This window comes from Chitinophagaceae bacterium (assembly GCA_016699815.1).
GTDB lineage: Bacteria > Bacteroidota > Bacteroidia > Chitinophagales > Chitinophagaceae > Ferruginibacter.
On sequence record CP065012.1, the window covers coordinates 133,670 to 152,847 of the forward strand.

Below are 19,178 nucleotides of genomic sequence, written 5' to 3' on the forward strand. Positions count from 1 at the left end.
AAGAGCGGTTCTCTTATAAAACCATTCTTTATCCAAAGCCGGTAAACCACCGGTAAGAAAAACCAAAACCAATATCCATGCAGCCTATGCCGGTTATAATAACTGAGCGATGATGGCAAAAACCCTGAAACACTGAAACCAGGATAACTCATTTAGATTATATATGAGCCCCCTCAGAAGATAATCATCCTGAAAAAACCATAAGTGTTATTTCCTTTTTGGAAAACTTCCACAGCCTATTAGCATAATGCGATTCCTGTGGAAGTTTTCATTTTTATTTATACCACAGCTCCATCTTCCACTAAATCCATTTCTACTTTAAGGTTTTGAATAATAAACTCCTGCCGCTGTGGCGTGTTTTTCCCCATATAATATTCAAGTAATTGCTGAATATGGTCGCCCTGCTCCATAATTACCGGCGCTTTTCGCATTTCGGGGCCAATAAATGCAGCAAACTCATCGGGGCTTATTTCGCCCAGGCCTTTAAACCTTGTTATTTCCGGCTTGCTGCCCAATTTTTTTATTGCCGCAATTCTTTGTGCATCGTTATAGCAGTAAATGGTTTCCTGCTTGTTCCTTACCCTAAAAAGTGGTGTTTCTAAAATATAGATATGGCCGTTTTTAACCAGGTCGGGAAAAAACTGCAGAAAAAAAGTCATGGTTAAAAGCCTTATGTGCATACCATCCACATCGGCATCAGTTGCAATTACAATGTTGTTGTAACGCAGTCCTTCATATCCGTCTTCAATATTAAGAGCATGTTGCAGCAAATTAAATTCTTCATTTTCATACACCACTTTCTTGGTAAGTCCATAGCTGTTGAGAGGTTTTCCCCTTAAACTAAAAACTGCCTGGGTATTAACATCCCTTGCTTTGGTAATGGAGCCACTTGCGCTGTCACCTTCTGTAATAAAAATGGTAGATTCCCTTTGCTTTTCTAAAATGGCTCCTTTGTCTTTTCCCGTAACCTCATCATTGTAATGAAACTTGCAATCCCTTAGTTTTTTATTATGCAGGTTGGCTTTTTTTGCCCTTTCGTTGGCCAGTTTTTTTATACCTGCCAGTTCTTTTCTCTCCCTTTCATTTTGCTCTATCCTTTTTTTTAGGGCTTCTGCTATTACCGGGTTTTTATGCAGATAATTATCCAGTTCTTTTAGTAAAAAATTACCTATAAAATTCTTCATACTTTCTCCGCCTTCACTCACATTTATTGAGCCCAATTTTGTCTTGGTCTGGCTTTCAAATACAGGCTCCTGCACCCTTACGGCAATAGCGGCACATATGCTTCCTCTTATATCAGCAGCATCATAATCTTTCTTAAAAAATTCCCTTATGGTTTTGGTATAGCCTTCTCTAAAAGCAGCTAAGTGAGTTCCGCCCTGCGTGGTAAACTGGCCGTTTACAAAACTGTAATATTCTTCGCCATATGTATTTTCATGGCTTAACGCCACTTCAATATCGTTTCCTTTTAAATGAATGATGGGATAACGCAATTCATCTTCGTTGGTTTTTCGTTGCAACAAGTCCAGCAGCCCGTTTTTACTCACATATTTTTTACCATTCAGGTTCATTATTAAACCTGCATTGAGGTAGCAATAGTTCCAAAACTGGTTGTCTAAATATTCCTGTACAAAATGATAATTTTTAAAAATAGTTTCGTCAGGAATAAAGTGTACCAAAGTGCCATTGCCTTCAGTAGTTTTGGCTTCTTTATGGTCTTTATTTAGTACGCCCCTGCTGAATTCGGCGGTCTTTTCTTTGCCTTCCCTAAAAGCGGTTACTTTAAAATAATTACTCAATGCATTTACTGCTTTTGTACCTACGCCGTTAAGACCCACACTTTTTTGAAAAGCCTTACTGTCGTATTTTGCCCCTGTATTCATTTTACTTACAACATCTACCACTTTACCTAAGGGTATCCCACGGCCATAATCCCTTACCGTAATAGCTTTATTTTCTATAGTTACATCAATTTGCTTGCCGTGGCCCATGGTATGTTCATCAATACAGTTGTCTACAACCTCTTTAAGTAACACATAAATGCCATCATCGGGGCTGCTGCCGTCGCCCAACTTTCCAATATACATCCCGGGGCGCAAGCGTATATGTTCCTTCCAATCGAGGCTGCGGATATTTTCTTCGGTATAATCAAAGAAATTTTTTTCTTCTTTTGCCATGCTTTAAATTTTAAACCCTTTTACTTTTACAGGTGAAACTGCAATATAAAAAATGCTATCAAATTTAGTATTGTGTAATTACCCACAAGTGTTACTAATTTGTTTTCAATTTACAATTGCATACTTGCAGATATATAAAAAGGAAATATCATTTTTCCATTGGAAGTAAGCTGTGCAAAAACGATAGGATTTTTTTTTACGTCTATTACCTGGTAGTTATAAAGCCCGGATATTAGTTACCTTAGCCATTTAAAAAAAACAACAGATGAATTTAGATTTAAGCGGAAAAACAGCCATTGTTTGCGGCAGTACCCAGGGGCTTGGGTTTGCCTGTGCTGTAGAAATTGCATTGCTTGGGGCAAATGTAATATTAATGGCAAGAAATGAAGATAAGCTTAAACTGTGCCTGCAAAGTTTGGATGGTTCAAATGGCCAAAAGCATGATTATATAGTTGCCGATTTTGCTGATCCGCAACTGGTAAAAGCAGCAATGGAGCAATTTGAAAAAAAGCAAAAAACGGTGCATATTTTAGTAAATAACACAGGTGGCCCGGCTGGTGGAACCATTATGGCTGCTAAGGAAGAAGAATTTTTACAGGCATTTAATGCTCATCTTATTTGTAACCATATTTTGGTTCAGGCCCTGGTTCCCGGAATGCAGGAGGCAAATTTTGGAAGAATTATAAATATTATTTCAACTTCTGTTAAACAGCCAATACCCGGCCTTGGAGTGAGTAATACCATTAGGGCAGCAGTGGCAAACTGGAGTAAAACATTGGCCGGCGAATTGGGAAAATATGGTATAACGGTAAATAATGTGTTGCCTGGTTTTACAAAAACGGTAAGGGCAGATTATGTTATTAAAAAGAAAGCAACCGATACCGGAAAAAATGAAGCAGATGTAACAAAAGAACTGGTAGCAGAAATACCTGCAGGTAGAATGGGGATGCCCGAAGAGTTTGGCGCAGTTGTTGCGTTTCTTTGCAGCCCGGCTGCAGGGTATATCAGCGGCATTAATTTACCGGTTGATGGAGGCAGGACTTTATCTTTATAAAATCTTTTATTTTTTGGTTGGGTTACTTTTTATATTTTGCCCTATTAAAAAATAATTTTAACTATTCCAGAATTTTTATTCAAATTGCAAACTCTTTTTTTAATTTTTAAAAACACAACAACATGAAACTTTCTAAAGTATTATTTGCGTTGGTAATTGCCGCTACGGTGAGCTTTGTTAGCTGCAAGCCCAAAGATACCGACATTAAATCCGCAGTGGATAAAGCGCTTACTGCCAACCCTGATTTTGCCAAAGCAACAGTAGCCGTGGTAGATGGCGTAGCTACAATTAGCGGTGAAGTAAAAGACGAGGCAACTAAAGCGGCAATTGAAACTGCAGTAAAAGCAATAAAAGGGGTTAAATCAACTGTAAACAACAGCTCTGTTCCACCTCCTCCGCCAGCTCCGGTGGTTATTACCCAGGATGACCCGCTTACACAAGCCGTAAAAGATGCTATTAAAGATATTCCCGGCATTACAGCAACTGTAGAAGAAGGTGTGGTAAAAGTTGCAGGTAATATTACTAAAACTAAATGGACAGCATTAAAGAAAGCGCTTGATGCCCTTAATCCAAAAAAAGTTGATGGCTCTGGCCTCACAATTAAATAATTTTATAACCTTTAAACTTTTTTGAAAATGACTTTACAGGAAAAATATAAATCACTTACTGATGCAGCATCTGCTGCAGGTGTAACCAATTTGCAGGTTCGTGACCAGGATGGCGTACTCTATGTGGATGGAATTGCCCCTAACGGATCTGTAAAAGACCAGCTTTGGAATATTTACGATACCATTGACCCTAATTACCTTTCTGGTGATTTGGTGCTGGATGTAAAAGTTTCTGTTGATGCAAATGTTACTAAAGTAAAAGTAACTACAGAAAAATCTAACCTCAACATTAGAAAAGGCCCTGGCACAGACCAACCCATTGTAGGTAAAGCAGCGCATGGCGAAGTGATTACACTGGTAAGCCAGTCAAGTGAACAATGGTGGCTTGTGCGTACAGATGATGGCGAAGAAGGCTATGCTTATGCACAGTACCTTACTCCGGAGGCTTAATTAATATTTTTTTCAATTCTTTGAAGGGGACAATTTAATTTGTCCTCTTTTTTTTGAAATAACAAAGCTAACTTGCAAAAAAAAACTTATGAACATTTTACAAAACAAAACAGCATATATTACCGGTGGCAGCAAAGGTGTAGGGTATGGCATCGCCAAAATATTACTTCAAAATGGTATGAATGTGGCCATTACCGGCCGTAACCTCAGTGCGGTGGAAGCAGCAGCGGCTTCTTTAACCACCGATAGTTCAAAAATTTTAGCCATCCAGTCTAATGTAAGCGACATGAAAGATGAAGTGAAAGCCATTGAAAGCACAGTTGCCAAATTTGGAAAAATAGATGTGGTGGTTGCCAATGCAGGAGTTGGCTATTTTGTTCCTTTTGATGATTTAACAGAAGCACAATGGCACGAAATGCTGGATACCAATCTTACCGGCGTATTCAACACTGTAAAAGCTGCGTTAAATGAATTGAAAAAAAACCGAGGATATGTAATTACCATTTCCAGCCTTGCCGGAACCAATTTTTTCGAAAACGGATCAGGATACAATGCCAGTAAGTTTGGCCTTGTTGGGTTTACCCAGGCCATGATGCTCGACCTGCGTAAGCATGGAATAAAAACTACTACTATTATGCCAGGGTCTGTAGCAACTTATTTCAATAACCATATTCCATCGGCAGAAGATGCCTGGAAAATACAGCCCGAAGATATAGGTGAACTTGTTGCGGACGTACTCAAAATACCCGAACGTACATTACCCAGTAAAATAGAAGTAAGGCCATCTATTCCACATAAATTGGATTAATAAATTAGTTCTGTTTCGTTTACAGTAATAATTAATTGTTTTTTATCTGCAGCTTCTACCCTGCCGATAATTTGTGCATCAATACCAAAAGAGTTTGCAATATCTATTATCGTTGCTGCATTATTTCTATTGCAATACAGTTCCATGCGGCAGCCCATATTAAACACTTCGTACATTTCTTTTAAGCTGCTTCCGCTATTTTGTTGAATAATTTTAAAAATTGGCGGTGGCGCAAAAAGGTTGTCTTTTATAATCCTGAATGGGGAGTGTAAGTATTTAAGGCACTTGGTTTGCCCGCCGCCACTGCAATGTATGAGCCCGTGAATAATATCAAAATAATTTTGTAATAACAATTTTAAAACGGGCGCATAAGTTCGGGTTGGGCTTAAAAGCATTTGGCCAATTGTGGTATCTGCATATTTTTCTGTTAATTCATGCTTGCCGGCATATATAATATCCTCAGGCAGGTTATTGTCAAAGCTTTCTTTGTAAACCGATGCATATTTTTTATGTAATACATCATGTCTTGCACTGGTTAATCCGTTGCTTCCAATACCGCTGTTGTATTGGGTTTCATAATTGGCTTTGCCATAGCTTGCAAAACCTACAATAACATCACCATCATTTATTTTTTCGTTTGAAATAATTTTTCTTTTTTCCCATCGGCTCGTCATAGTGCCATTTACGGTTACGGTCCTCACCACATCTCCCACATCTGCCGTTTCGCCACCCAGGTAATTTATGGAAATGCCAAAAGATTTAAGCATATCAAATACTTCCTGCGTACCATTAATTATTTGTTGCAAAACTTCACCCGGAATTAGGTTTTTGTTACGGTCAATAGTACTGTTGAAAACAATATTGTCATAAATACCTACGCAAAGCAAATCATCCAGGTTCATCACAACGGCATCCTGTGCAATACCTTTCCATACCGATAAATCACCCGTTTCTTTCCAGTACAAGTATGCCAATATGCTTTTGGTGCCTGCGCCATCGGCATGCATTACATTAATATAATTGCTGTCGCCTGCAAGGCTGTCATCATAAATTTTACAAAAGGCAAATGGAAACAGGCCCTGATTTAAATTTCTTACCGCTTCATGCACATCTTCTTTTTGTGCAGATACACCTCTTTTGCTATATAAACTCATTGGATAGATTCAATAATTGTAAATGCAAAATTAAAATTTAAACAGTAAGGAATATATTTTTACCGGTTTTTATTTAATGAATTGGTTGAAAAATGCTGAACAGCCATTTTAAGTTAGAAAACTAAGGTATTTACTGAATTACCTTAAGCAATTATGAATTAGTTTTGTAGTAATAATATGCAAATATATACCAACGTTGCTCATTTACCGGTTTTTAAAAATGCTGTTTTAACTATTGGCACTTTTGATGGCGTGCACCTTGGCCATAAAAAAATTCTGGAGCACTTAATAACAGCTGCCAAAAAGGTTAATGGCACGGCAGTACTCATTACTTTTTATCCGCATCCTAAAAAAGTGGTAAAAACAGGAAAAAATACGGTGTACATGCTTTGCACCCAGCAGGAAAAATATGCACTTTTGGAGCGGTATGGCATAAAAACAATTGTTGTAGTTCCCTTTGATGATAAATTTGCAGCACAAACGCCAGATGAATATATTCAGCATTTCCTGGTAGATAAATTTCATCCACATACCATTATTATTGGTTACGACCACCGATTTGGAAAAGAACGAGCTGGTGATTATAATTTATTGGAACAAAAAGCAGGATCTTATAATTTTTTAGTAAAGGAGATTCCAGAAAAATTAATTAAGGATGTGGTGATAAGTTCTACTAAAATAAGAGATGCATTGCTTGATGGAGATATTGAAACGGCAACCGGATACCTGGGTTATCCTTATTTTTTTAGTGGAAAAGTAATTGAAGGCAATAAACTTGGCCGCACAATTGGTTACCCCACAGCCAATATAAAAATTAACGAAGCAAGCAAGCTTATTCCCGGAAATGCCGTTTATGCGGTAGATATTGCTTTGGGTAGCCGTAATTTTAAAGGCATGATGAATATTGGCACCCGGCCTACGGTAGGAGGTACTAAGAGGTTAATTGAAGTAAATATTTTTGACTTTGATGAAGAAATTTATGGTAAACCCATAACTATTTCCCTAAAAAAATGGCTCCGCTCAGAAAAAACTTTTAAAGGACTGAATGAGCTAAAAGCCCAACTGGCAAAGGATGAAGCACTGGCAAGAAAAGTGAATTAAACTTTATTACTCCATATTATTTTTCTAAGTAGTGAGCCGCTTAAAGCAGCCATGCCTGCTACCAACCCACCAATAAAACCAGTAAGCAGTATTAAAGCAATCACATTTTTTACTTTTAAAATCAGTAATGAAATTTTACTGGCCAAAACATGGGCATTATTGCTGCTAATTGTATAACTCAACACAGCCCACAAAAAAAATAAGCCCAAAAAAGCCGATACAAAAGCCCAGCCCGGTTTTTGTTTTATTATAAAGGCAATTACAAATGCAGCAATAGCAATGCTCCACCAGGGTAAAAAAAGGCAGCTTGCATAACCTGACAAAACGGTTAAAATAAGCGCTGCAATAAATTTCATCATCTTAAATTATTTTTATTTTAAAACCTGTAACTAAAATTTATCCTCTCTTAAAAACTATTTTGCTTTTTACACGGTTGTCATTTATATCATTTTTTGTCATAACCCAAAGGGTATAATATTCACCCTGTACCCATTTGTCAATTCCGTTATCATAAAATTTACTGCCAGGGTTTCCATTTTGCCCGCCGGGATAAATGCCGTATGCTTCAGTTTGTGGCGTAAGGCTTACAACCATGCGCCAGCTTGGCCCATGTACAGCTTTTGTTGCATTAATAATATGCTCGCCACCGCCAATAGGTAAATGTAAACGGCTGAATGCCGGCAATTTTGTGAGGTGGTCAATGTGGGTGTCTTTATATTTTGCCCATTCAAGTTTATGGCTGGTTTTTAAATTATTTAATTCCAAGCATGCTCCCTTAAATGCTTTTGTAACCATGTTGCTAATGCTTTCTTTGGCTGGCGTAGAAATATCATCAATAAATTTATAGGAAGAATCCCGGAGTAATGCTTCCATTAAGGTGCTTTCAAATGGTTTTAAAGCACCTTCAGGCGCCAGGGAAAACTCATCATTAAAAACTGTATCTCTAAGTTCTTGAAGGGTGATGGCAAAAACAGTTGCACCAATTGAGTTGGCTTCATTTTTAATATCCCATTTATTTAATTGGTCAAAAAAACCTTGTTCGCTGCCGCTAAGCAAAGTTACATCCATATTTTTAATAATTACCGGCAACAGCATTTCGGCAAATACATTGTAGTTATTGTTTTGCATGGCCTTCATATCTTGTGGGGTAATATTGCTCATGCCGTTTAATAACCGGTTTACCATTACGCCCCTTGAAGATGGGTATTCTCTTCCCAGATAATAAGGATAATTTGGCGGTACTGGCCGTTGGTTAGCGCTGCTAACAAATCCCCTTTCAGGGTTAAACTGGTAAGGCACTTCGCTTTGCGGAATCATGCCCTGCCACATATAACTGCTGTCTGTTCCCGGCATGGGAAAGTCGCCCTGGCCGGGCCATTTAGCCGGCCATTCGCCCTGGGTGCGTAAAGCAATATCGCCGTTTTTTGCAGCAAAAACTATATTTTGGCCAGGTGTGTGCAGGTAAGTGCTGGCCTGTACATAATCTGTATAATTTTTTGCCTTGTTGAGGTAATAAAATAATTTAAGTTCATTGCTGGAGTCATGCGCCTTCCAACGCACAGCATAATTTTTACTGCTGGTATTTCTTTTGCCACCAAAAGATTGATCGTACATTACCGGCCCAAAAATGGTATAGGCTACCGTATCATAAAAATCGGGCTTACCGGCAATTTTAATTTTTTCAATGCGAAAAGATGTAGTTTTCCATTCTTTGTTGAACCAATATTCTTTTCGGCTTTTGTCTTTAAATTGTATTTCATAATAATCCCTCACATCTCTTCCGCCATTGGTAAAGCCAAAGGCGCAACTGTCATTAAAGCCAATAATAATTGCCGGCGCTCCCGGAAACGTGGCGCCATAAGCATTATAGGTTGGTGTGGTAATTTGCATTTCGTACCAAAGCGAAGGAAGGTTTAAGCCCAGGTGTGGGTCGTTACACAAAATTGGGTAGCCCGATTTTGTTTTGCTTCCGCTTACAGCCCAGTTGTTACTGCCGTTTTCTGCAAAAGGTTTTTCATTTTCCATTGCTGTTACTTCTCCATGCAGGTATGTAGAATCTGCATTTGCCGGCGCTACTGTTTTAATGGAAGGTTCAGCAAAAACCGTTCCAATGGGAATAATAGGATCGGCCGAATCTTGTTTTACCGGGTAAAGTAAATTAAAGCTGGTACTGTCAAAATAATTATGAGCAGCAGCGAGTTCAAAATCCCTTTCATTGGAAGAAAGGTCATAGCTCATATATTTTAAAAACAAAGCCGTTCTTAAATTGCTCCATTGCGTTGGTTTATAGCCCATCAGTTTGTATTCCAAAGGGAGGCTGCTTTCTGTAAGCGAATTGATGTATGCGTTTACTCCAGCGGTATACGCATCGCACAACTTTTTTGATTCATCGTCTGCTTCTATTTTTTTTAAAGAATTTTCGGCTGCAAATACCATTCCCAGTCGGCGAAACTCCCTGTCGTGTTTAAGGGCAATATCGCCTACCACCTGGCTTACTTCACCAGCTGCACTCAGGGTTTGCAAATCCATTTGCCAAAGCCTGAAGCGGGCATGCAGGTAACCTTGTACAAAAATAGCATCTACATCGTTATCAGAAAAAATATGCGGCACCAGCCGTTCATCAAAATATACCGTAGTATTGCCGTTAAGTGTGGGGAATTGAAGGTCGGCAGAAAAACCTTCATTATCATTTTCGGCATTTTGCCACACACCAGACTGTGGCGCCAATAATTTTCCCAATGGCGCTGGCAAAACCATTTTAGTGTTTAAAATATAAACTAAGGCTATGCTCAATAGCGCAGAAAAAATAAATGTAACAATTTTCATAACAGCAGTTGAAGCAGTAAAATTAATGTAAAGCCAATTAAACGGGCATTATATTTGCCTAAATTTAATTCCCGGGTTTATCCTGTTTTATACCTCACATACAATTTAACTTTCAAAAATAACCTTTTTATATTTTTGGCAAATGAAAGGAGCAACAAATAATGACGTAAAAAATATACTTGGGTTAAAGTTACCTACCGACCCTCGATGGGTAAACCTTGCCGAAATGCAATTGGAAGAAATTTTAACCGATCATGCTTATTGCGAACAAAAAGCAGCAACCACCTGCATTACGCTTATTACTAAAAATCCGGAAAAAGAATTGCTGGTAGAGCAGCTCAGCCCAATTGTAACCGAAGAATGGGGACATTTTAGACTGGTTTTGGCAGAACTGAAAAAACGCAACCTGAAACTGGGCGTGCAACGCAAAGATGTGTATGTAAATAAATTGCTGGAGTTTCAAAAAAAAGGCGGCAACCCAATGGAAAGATTTTTAGACCACATGCTCACTATGGCACTGATTGAGGCACGCAGTTGCGAAAGGTTTAAACGGCTAAGCGAAGGGCTGGATGATGGATACATGCGAAAATTTTACCGGAAATTTATGGAAAGCGAAGCAGGACATTATACCTTATTCATTAATCTTTCAGAATATTACATTGACAAAAAAAATGTGCGCAAACGCTGGAAGGAATGGCTCGACTATGAAAAAGATTTAATGAAAAGCGAAGAATTACGTGGCGACAGGATCCACTAACCATCCTGGCTACCAGAAATTTCAGTTAAAAATTTTTCTATGGTTTGTGCATTTTCAACCCTTAATTCACCTATTTGGGTGCGCCTTAAACTACTCAAATAAGCGCCGCAACCCAGGGCTTTACCAAAATCATGGGCAAGGCTGCGGATATAAGTTCCGGTACTGCAAACTACTTTAAATTTTACTACGGGTAAATTAACATCAGTAATTTCAAAGCTTTCAATAGAAATTTTACGGGGTTTCAATTCCACTTCTTCTCCCCTGCGGGCTAGTTCATATAAGGCTTTGCCTTCTTTTTTTATGGCAGAATATATGGGCGGCAACTGGTTTATTTCACCTAAAAATAGTTGTGTTGTTTTATAAATTGTTTCCAGTGCAATATTGCCAAAATATTTAAAATTCATGGGTTCGCTTTCCAAATCGTAGGTAGGCGTTTCTGCACCAAGGATAAGGCTGCCGGTATATTCTTTTTGAGCAGCCATAAAATGATTAATTTGCTTGGTAAATTTTCCTGTACAAACAATAAGCAGGCCTGTAGCCAACGGGTCTAAAGTGCCGGCATGGCCCACTTTTTTTATACCGATGCTGTTACGTATTTTTCGTACTGCGTCAAATGATGTCCAGTGCAATTCTTTATCAATTAACAGCACACGGCCTTCTTCAAATTCTTTTTTCTTTTCTGCACTTATTGTAACGGAAATAAGTTTTCGTGGGCCAAGTTTGTCTTTGTTTTTATTCCAGTAAGTTTCTTTTTTTGCCATTTTATTTATTTTTCCTAAATTAAATGGCCTGCCTGGCTTTTAACTCAAGGTATTTGTTTATGGCATTTACCGAAAGTTGTTTTGGCGAGGTAAGTACACAATGGATACCGTATTTTTGCAACTCTTTCACTACCCTCTTTTTTTCAAACACAAATTTTTCGGCAATGGTTTTTATGTACACATCTTCAACGCTGTTAGCAGTGGCAAAGGAAAGCTTGTTCAACTCTGTATTTTCAAAAATTATTACCAACAATAAATGGTGCCGGGCAATTGAGCGCAGGTAATTCAACTGCCTGTTGAGGCCGGTATGCGATTCAAAATTGGTAAAGAGGATGAGCAGGCTGCGTTGTTTTATTTTTTTTCTAATTTCGGTGTACAGCGCTTCAAAATTACTTTCGGTAAAGGAAGTTTTTTCACAATACAATGATTGCAAAATATATTTCCGCTGAATTGGTTTTTTATCTGCGGCAAGTACCGTATTTACTTTATGCGAAAAACTCAACAGGCCTATTTTATCCTGCTTTTTAAGGCATACGGTACTTAGTGCCAAAATGCCGTTAATGGCATAATCCAGCAGGCTCATTCCTCCAAATGGCATTTTCATTAGCCTGCCTTTATCTGCTATGCAATAAATATTTTGCGATTTTTCTTCTCTGTAACTGTTTACCATCAACAACGATTTTCTTGCCGTAGCTTTCCAGTTTATAGTGCGTATATCATCCCCTGTTACATAATCTTTAACCTGCTCAAATTCCATGCTTTGCCCTATTTTTCGTATGCGGCGGTTTCCCGTATCTACATTTGCGCCAGCTTTAGAAAGTATTTGATAATTGCCGAGTTGATGAAAAGATGGGTAAACGCTAATATCTTCTTCTGCCGCAATTTCATTTTTTTGCTCAATAAGCCCAAGAATACTTTGCACAAAAATTATAATGTTGCCAAAATAATATTTTCCCCGCTGCACAGGCATCAAAGGATAGGTAAGGGTAACTTTTTTTTGGGCGCTTAGCAATGCAGTAAGCAAAAAATCCCTTTTTTGGAATTGTTCCGGTAATTCATCAATTACTTTTACCTTAACAGGAAATGGGTTGTTGTTTTTAATAATAAGGGATACGTTGTTTATATCGCCATTACTCATACGTTGCGCTACAATACGCCTTGCCACTGGCTTGCGGCCAATAATAAAAACAAAAATGTAATCGAATAACAATAAAATACCCAGCATGGCCAGCACAATATTGGCAATGGGATATAATGGCGCAATAAAAAATGAAACAATAAACAGGCTGCTGCAACTCATTGCCACCCAGTAAAACCTGTTGGTTAAAAAAATATCGCCTAAATATTTTTGTATAAATTTCATTGAGTAGTTACCTGGGTATTTCAAGCGATTTAACGATATTTTCAATAAGTTCATCTGGGCTTAATCCTTCCATTTCCTTTTCCGGGGTAAGCATTATGCGGTGCCGCAGTACTGCTGGCGCAATTTCTACAATATCTTCGGGAATTACAAAATGCCTGCCTTTTAATGCTGCCGTAGTTTTGGCAGATTTTAAAATTGCCAGAGAAGCCCTTGTTGAGCCGCCAAGGTAAAGGGATGGATTGTTGCGTGTATCGGCAACAATTTTTACAATAAATTCTATAAGTTTCGGTTCTACCTGTACTGCTTCAATACTTTGCCTGAAAGTTAAAATTTCATCTGCATTTAATACAGGGTTTACTTTACTGAGTAGTTCGGTTTGTGGCTTGCCTTGCTGGTGGGTAAGTATATTTATTTCATCCTGCGCCGTAGGATAATCAACTTCTACTTTAAAAATAAACCGGTCAAGCTGTGCTTCGGGCAGGCGGTATGTACCCTCCTGTTCAATAGGATTTTGTGTAGCTATTACCAAAAAAGGTTTTTGCATAAAATAAGTATGCCCGTCAATGGTAATTTGCTTTTCTTCCATTACTTCAAACAATGCCGATTGGGTTTTTGCAGGCGCCCGGTTTATTTCATCTATCAAAACTATATTGCTGAAAACCGGGCCGGGTTTAAAATAAAAATTCCCTTCTTTGGGGTTAAATACCGAAGTGCCAATTACATCACCGGGCATTAAATCGGGCGTAAACTGGATGCGGGAAAAATTGATGTTTACCATTTTTGCTAAAAGTTTTGCCAGTAAAGTTTTGGCTACGCCGGGCACACCTTCCAGCAAAATATGGCCATCGCTAAATAAACCGGTGATGAGTAGCTGCACTACCTTTTGCTGGCCCACAATTACTTTTGCCATTTCTTGCTGCAACTCAAAATATTTTTTTTGAATTGCTGCAATTTGTTCTTTACTGTTGTTAAAATTTTCTTCCATCTAAAATTTATTTTTGTGAAAATACTCTATGGAGTGGTTTAGTTCTAATAAGAGTTCATCGGAAATTTCCACTCTTGCATTAATAGCAGAAATGCAGTTGCATAATTCCAGTGTTTTATCCTGAGTTACCCCGGTTTTTTTGCTGAGTTTTTCTGCAACTGCTGCATTGGGTTGCTGCAAATTTATAAAATAGTGTTGGCGTATATGTTCGCTAAAATAAGTGATCATTTTTTCCGCAATGGCTTTATTATCTTTTTTATTTAAATAAATGCCGGCAATGGCCTGGGCAAACCTTATAGAAGAGTTTTCTACAGGAGAAATTAAGGGAACAATGCGCTGCCTCCTTTTTCCATTAAAGATAATATACAACAATAATAAAAGCAGGCTCAGTAATAAAGCCGATTTTAATGGTGGATTGGCCATAAGCGCCGATAAAGAAAATCCACTGGCACTATTATTCCCGGCAAATGCGTTTCTTCTGTAAAAATCATCCCAGTAAATATTTTCAGGAAAAGCCGGCATTAGCTGCATCAGTTGCTTAAAATAAAGGTGGTTATTTTGCGAAAGCAAAAAATAATTACTGAGCGCCCTGGGTTCGCTAAGCAGTAAGAGTTTTCCTTTTCCCCAGTAAAGCAACATACAGTTGGGCTGTAAATTATGGTTAAAACTAATTTTATAATTGAGAACTAAGCTGTCAGTTAGTGCTATCGTACTTTCAAATGGCAAATAAAAATACCGGAAACTTTCCTGGTCTGTTACCGTTTGCGGAGCTAAATTAATAGCTGTGCTTTTCCACGATTCCGGTGCAAACATTTTTAAAAACTCGGCATCTCTTAATTTGCAATTTACCTGCGCTAAAAATGTAGAATCCATAATTGAGGCAGCAATTAGTACCGTATTACCCGAAGCAACAAAATCGAGCAAAGCCGCTTTGTCCTGCTGGTTGGGGAAAAAATAACGGGCAATGCAAATATAAACCGATGACTTATCATTATACCAGGCAACGGTTTTGTCAAACCCGTCTTTCTTTACATTTATAAGATAACCGGGATACATTTGTTTCAATAAAGTATATGCTACGGAACTGCCAAAAGGTTTTGTGTCCGCAAGGGAATAGCTTTCCCTTAAGGAAGGTATGGGGCTTTTATCATCCGCACAGCCAGCCATAAAGGCGCATAAGATGATATAGAAGTAATATTTTTTCAGAGGTTACAGGTTGTGGTTAAATTGCAAAAAAATATTTTCTAAATTTTCATAACCGGATGGAGATAAAAGATGCTGACCGTACCAAACGTACTCATAATTTGAGGTAAGTGCCAAAAAGGGTATTTGTATAGCTGAAGGCAGTTCAAAATAATAGGCATTGTTTGTTTTGTCCATAGAAAAAATAATGTGCCCTTTATCATTCAGGTTTTTAAGTGTTTCTAAAAACCAATATCGGGCAGCCAGGCGGAAATCGCCTTTTTCTTTTGCGTGCATAATAAGAGGCTGGTATTCTTTTTCAAGTTGAAACCCTGTTTCTTGCGGTATATTGGTTAATTCTTTTTCTTGCTTTTTAAAAATTCCACGAGTTATAAAAATGCGGTAAATAATATAGCCTACAAACAATGCCGCAAAAATCCATAAAAGCGGTTGTAAAACAGATAGAGCAAAATTAGCAAATGCTGAATTAGCTTTTGAGGTTATTGTTACCGGTTGTTTTTTTTGTGCCCTCAATAAGCTATCGAGGTTTTTCATGTATGCATAATCCGGTAATTTTTTTAAGCTATTGATGCTGTCTGTTGCAATGTTGAGTGTAGCAATAATTAATGAACTGTCTGCATCTTGCCCAATGTTTATTGTGGGCCCTGTACCCTGCTGTGCAAAAACGCAGTTACTGTTTAAAAACAAAACTGTTACAAAAAATAAATACTTAAGCATGTGTACCAAGCGCCTTTTTTACAATTCCGTTGTTATTAATTAAGGTTCCTTTCTTTTTAAGTTTAATAGGCCAAATAATAAAATACCAGGTTATAAGCAAAATAGATGAAGCCAGTATTACAACGCTCACCCACACTGGTATGCCGCCATTGTTATGTTCATCAAAAGTTTGGCTCATTAAATGAGTAACATAGCTTTCTAAAAAAGCTGCTGCAATAAAAAAGGGCACAAGCGCTATCATCACTTTTGCTGCATTTCTTGCATTGCGCCTGAAAGATTCAATACGGGTAAAAGTACCGGGGAAAAGTATGCCATTAGCCAATATAAAACCAGCTGTTGCAGCAATTACAATTGAAGAAATTTCAATTACTCCATGTATCCACACAACCAATATTGATTGCAAGCCCAGCCCATGTGAAAAAAACATGTATTGAAAACAGCCCAGCATTATTCCATTGCTCCACAATAACCGAAATGTAACGATACCCAAAGAAAGGCCGCCTAAAAAAGTAAGGAAAGCAACCCTGATGTTGTTAAAGGCAATTCGAACAAACATATTAAATGGATTCTCGTCTTTATATACGCCAAAAGGGTCGCCTTTGGCAATATTGTCCTCCGTCATTTCTACATATTGCTCACCTAAAATACTACGGATAAAATCGGGGTTTGTTTTAGATGAATACACACCAATGCTTACAAATAAAATAAATACTATGGCGCTAAATAAAAAAATACGGTGATACCTGCCAAATAATAAGGGCAACTCATATTTCCAAAAATCAAATACCCGGCTAAATTTTTCTCTTTTATTTTGATAAATATGCTGGTATATAGAAGCTGCCAGGCCGTTGATCCAGCGTGTTACCTTACTTTTTGGGTAAAAGGTTTTGGCATAGGACAAGTCGTCAATCAACGTAATAAAACGTTCGGCGGTTTCATCGGGCGAACTCGCCTGTTGCTTTTGAAAGCTTGCCCATTTTTCAGCATTTTTCTTTATAAACATCGCCTCCCTCATTCAAGCAGGATTTATATTATTGATTATCCTACAATTTGCCGAAAAATCACCGAATAAAAAAATTATGGGCAATAATGGCAATGGTGCAGTATTCTGTTATTAAATTGCAATAATGCCTGTTATCAATATCAATACTGTTTTTAATATTCCCCTGGAATTTGAAATAGCCCCGTTTCATAAACGGTTGCTTGCCTATATTATTGATTTTTGCCTGATGCTGTTGTACCTTTTTGCATGTAAATCGTTTTTATATAATTTACTGGGGTTTTCTATAAGGGATAATATAGGTATGGATATTTTATTGATTTCGCTTCCTATGCTTTTATATTCTTTAATTACCGAAGTAACCATGAACGGGCAAACCATTGGAAAAAAACTGGTGGCCATAAGGGTGATAAGTTTATACGGTGGCGAGCCAACACTTGGCCAGTATATCCTGCGCTGGATAACAAAATTTTTTGAATGGCCTTTTTTATTTGGGTACATTGCTTTTTCACCCGAAGGCTTGATAATTTATATTTTTTTCACCTGCATGTTTGGTATAGCTGTAGTAATTGCCATTGCGGTTACAAAAAACAGCCAGCGCCTTGGCGACCTTGCTGCCGGCACTGTAGTAGTAGAGGCAATTACCAGTTTAAATGTTAAGGACACCATTTTTCAGGAAGTGGATAATGCTTCTTACCATGTGGAGTTTCCACAAGTGATGAAGCTTAGCGATAACGATATCAATATTATTAATACCGTAATAACGCAGGCACGCAAATCTAATAACTACGATGTATGCATAAGGGTAGGCTACAAATTGAAAGATGTATTAAAGATTGAAAGCGATAGGCGGTCTTCCCTCGATTTTTTGGAAAAACTTTTGGAAGATTATAATTATTTAGCCACCAAAGAATGATAACTAATCAAGAAGTAATTTAATTTTTTTCTTCCCATACCTGTGCTAAATGCACCAGGGTTTCCGCAGCTTTTGCCATGTCTTTTACCGAAACCCATTCCAGCTTACTGTGTATATTTTGCATGCCCGTAAAAATATTTGGGCAGGGCATTCCCAAAAAACTCAATTTGCTTCCATCGGTTCCGCCCCGTATGCTTTCCATTTTTACTTCAAGCCCCGAACGCTTAATGGCTTCCATGGCATATTCCACTACCTGCGGATGTTCTTTTAAAACATCTTTCATATTGCGGTATTGCTCATGTGATAGGTATTGCAGTGTGGCTCCTTTATGTTTAGCAACAACTTCTTCTGCAATTTTTTTTAGCCGGGCATGGTGCCGGGCAAGCGTTTCTGTATCAAAATCCCGAACTATAAAACTTATGCTTGCTTTCTCTGAAATACCGTTTACGGATACCGGGTGCACAAACCCCTGCATTTTTTCGGTGGTTTCCGGGCTCCACTCTGTTTTTGGTAACGTTTCTAAAATTTCTCCGGCAATTTTTATGGCATTCACCAGTTTATTTTTACCATTTCCGGGATGAGCAATTACACCATTAACGGTAATAGTTGCAGCATCGGCACTAAAAGTTTCTTCTTCAAGGCAACCGGCTTCGCCACCATCCAGTGTATAGCCAAATGAAGCACCAACTTTTTGCATATCAATTTTTGCTGTGCCTTTTCCTACTTCCTCATCTGGGGTAAACACAATTTTAATAGCGCCATGTTTTATAGTAGGGTTTTGCAACAAAAAACTTATCGTTTCCATAATTACTGCCACTCCACTTTTATCATCCGCACCAAGCAGCGTATTGCCGCTTGCCGTAATAATGTTATTGCCAATTTGCGTTTTTAAGTATGGGGAATTACTGATAGATAAAACCTGGCTTGCATCATCTGGCAACACAATATCATCCCCATTATAATAACTATGCAATATGGGTTTTACATTGGTGCCACTGCAATCCGGCGCAGTATCCACATGTGCACAATAGCAAATAGCCGGTACATTTTTTTTACCGGTATTGGATGGTATTGTGGCATATACATAGCCATATTCATCTGTTTCCACCTGCGTAAGCCCAAGGCCTCTAAGTTCCATAAATAATAATTGGCTTAGCTCTTTTTGCTTTTCTGTGCTGGGAGTTGAATTGCTTTCTGGATCGCTTTGTGTATCTATGCGAACGTAACGCATAAACCTTTCGGCTAAACTATCGCCATTGATGTAATGTGTCATAAACTTTCAATAAAAAACATGCAGC

At 38.1% G+C, this 19,178-nt stretch carries 18 protein-coding genes; 7 read left to right on the plus strand and 11 right to left on the minus strand.

Annotation, left to right across the window (positions count from 1 at the left end):
- Window positions 1-278: 278 nt before the first annotated feature.
- Entirely contained in the window at window positions 279-2,177 is a 1,899-nt protein-coding gene (locus IPO46_00635) for a type IIA DNA topoisomerase subunit B (GenBank protein ID QQS63159.1), read from the minus strand.
- Between the two features lie 265 nt (window positions 2,178-2,442).
- On the opposite strand from IPO46_00635, the gene IPO46_00640 reads away from it, so the two are divergent.
- From IPO46_00640 to IPO46_00655, 4 genes are all read left to right on the plus strand, one after another.
- A complete protein-coding gene (locus IPO46_00640; protein ID QQS63160.1) occupies window positions 2,443-3,231 on the plus strand; it encodes an SDR family oxidoreductase in 789 nt (262 codons plus the stop codon).
- A gap of 122 nt (window positions 3,232-3,353) precedes the next feature.
- Window positions 3,354-3,839 carry a BON domain-containing protein gene (locus IPO46_00645; protein ID QQS63161.1) on the plus strand — a complete coding sequence of 162 codons (486 nt, stop codon included), beginning with the start codon at window positions 3,354-3,356 and terminating at the stop codon, window positions 3,837-3,839.
- Window positions 3,840-3,866: 27 nt separating this feature from the next.
- Complete coding sequence (locus tag IPO46_00650; protein ID QQS63162.1) at window positions 3,867-4,289, plus strand: SH3 domain-containing protein; 423 nt, start codon at window positions 3,867-3,869, stop codon at window positions 4,287-4,289.
- A gap of 88 nt (window positions 4,290-4,377) precedes the next feature.
- Window positions 4,378-5,097: an SDR family oxidoreductase gene (locus IPO46_00655; GenBank protein QQS63163.1), complete on the plus strand. Its 720-nt coding sequence runs from the start codon at window positions 4,378-4,380 to the stop codon at window positions 5,095-5,097.
- Here the strand turns inward: IPO46_00655 and IPO46_00660 are convergent.
- Entirely contained in the window at window positions 5,094-6,251 is a 1,158-nt protein-coding gene (locus IPO46_00660) for a phosphoribosylformylglycinamidine cyclo-ligase (GenBank protein ID QQS63164.1), read from the minus strand. The genes IPO46_00655 and IPO46_00660 overlap by 4 nt on opposite strands.
- A 177-nt stretch (window positions 6,252-6,428) precedes the next feature.
- Between IPO46_00660 and IPO46_00665 the strand changes: the two genes are divergently transcribed.
- Entirely contained in the window at window positions 6,429-7,352 is a 924-nt protein-coding gene (locus IPO46_00665) for a bifunctional riboflavin kinase/FAD synthetase (protein QQS63165.1), read from the plus strand.
- Here IPO46_00665 and IPO46_00670 read toward each other — a convergent pair.
- Both IPO46_00670 and IPO46_00675 read right to left on the minus strand, forming a co-directional pair.
- A complete protein-coding gene (locus IPO46_00670; GenBank protein QQS63166.1) occupies window positions 7,349-7,711 on the minus strand; it encodes a hypothetical protein in 363 nt (120 codons plus the stop codon). The two genes, IPO46_00665 and IPO46_00670, sit on opposite strands and share 4 nt — an antisense overlap.
- A gap of 37 nt (window positions 7,712-7,748) precedes the next feature.
- Window positions 7,749-10,178: a penicillin acylase family protein gene (locus IPO46_00675; protein ID QQS63167.1), complete on the minus strand. Its 2,430-nt coding sequence runs from the start codon at window positions 10,176-10,178 to the stop codon at window positions 7,749-7,751.
- Window positions 10,179-10,320: 142 nt separating this feature from the next.
- Here IPO46_00675 and IPO46_00680 point away from each other — a divergent pair, with 142 nt between their 5' ends.
- The gene (locus tag IPO46_00680) at window positions 10,321-10,935 is read left to right on the plus strand and encodes a tRNA-(ms[2]io[6]A)-hydroxylase (GenBank protein ID QQS63168.1); all 615 of its coding nucleotides are present in this window, start codon (window positions 10,321-10,323) and stop codon (window positions 10,933-10,935) included.
- On the opposite strand, the gene truB is transcribed toward IPO46_00680, so the two are convergent.
- From truB to IPO46_00710, 6 genes are read right to left on the minus strand one after another with little or no spacing between them, the layout of a single operon-like run.
- Complete coding sequence (truB, locus tag IPO46_00685; GenBank protein ID QQS63169.1) at window positions 10,932-11,696, minus strand: tRNA pseudouridine(55) synthase TruB; 765 nt, start codon at window positions 11,694-11,696, stop codon at window positions 10,932-10,934. The two genes, IPO46_00680 and truB, sit on opposite strands and share 4 nt — an antisense overlap.
- Window positions 11,697-11,715: 19 nt before the next feature.
- Window positions 11,716-13,059 (minus strand): DUF58 domain-containing protein, encoded by a 1,344-nt coding sequence (locus IPO46_00690; protein QQS63170.1) that lies wholly within the window; start codon window positions 13,057-13,059, stop codon window positions 11,716-11,718.
- A gap of 7 nt (window positions 13,060-13,066) precedes the next feature.
- On the minus strand, window positions 13,067-14,044 hold the full coding sequence (locus IPO46_00695; GenBank protein ID QQS63171.1) for a MoxR family ATPase: 978 nt from the start codon (window positions 14,042-14,044) through the stop codon (window positions 13,067-13,069).
- Entirely contained in the window at window positions 14,045-15,211 is a 1,167-nt protein-coding gene (locus IPO46_00700) for a DUF4350 domain-containing protein (protein QQS63172.1), read from the minus strand. It abuts the gene before it with no gap.
- Between the two features lie 42 nt (window positions 15,212-15,253).
- Window positions 15,254-15,964, minus strand: a complete 711-nt coding sequence (locus tag IPO46_00705) for a hypothetical protein (protein ID QQS63173.1) — start codon at window positions 15,962-15,964, stop codon at window positions 15,254-15,256.
- Window positions 15,957-16,979, minus strand: a complete 1,023-nt coding sequence (locus IPO46_00710) for a stage II sporulation protein M (GenBank protein QQS63174.1) — start codon at window positions 16,977-16,979, stop codon at window positions 15,957-15,959. Before IPO46_00710 ends, IPO46_00705 begins: the two co-directional genes overlap by 8 nt.
- A gap of 112 nt (window positions 16,980-17,091) precedes the next feature.
- Between IPO46_00710 and IPO46_00715 the strand changes: the two genes are divergently transcribed.
- Window positions 17,092-17,880, plus strand: coding sequence for an RDD family protein (locus IPO46_00715; protein ID QQS63175.1), 789 nt, complete (start codon window positions 17,092-17,094; stop codon window positions 17,878-17,880).
- Window positions 17,881-17,899: 19 nt separating this feature from the next.
- Here the strand turns inward: IPO46_00715 and pepT are convergent, their stop codons facing one another.
- The gene (gene pepT / locus IPO46_00720) at window positions 17,900-19,153 is read right to left on the minus strand and encodes a peptidase T (protein QQS63176.1); all 1,254 of its coding nucleotides are present in this window, start codon (window positions 19,151-19,153) and stop codon (window positions 17,900-17,902) included.
- Window positions 19,154-19,178: the final 25 nt, after the last annotated feature.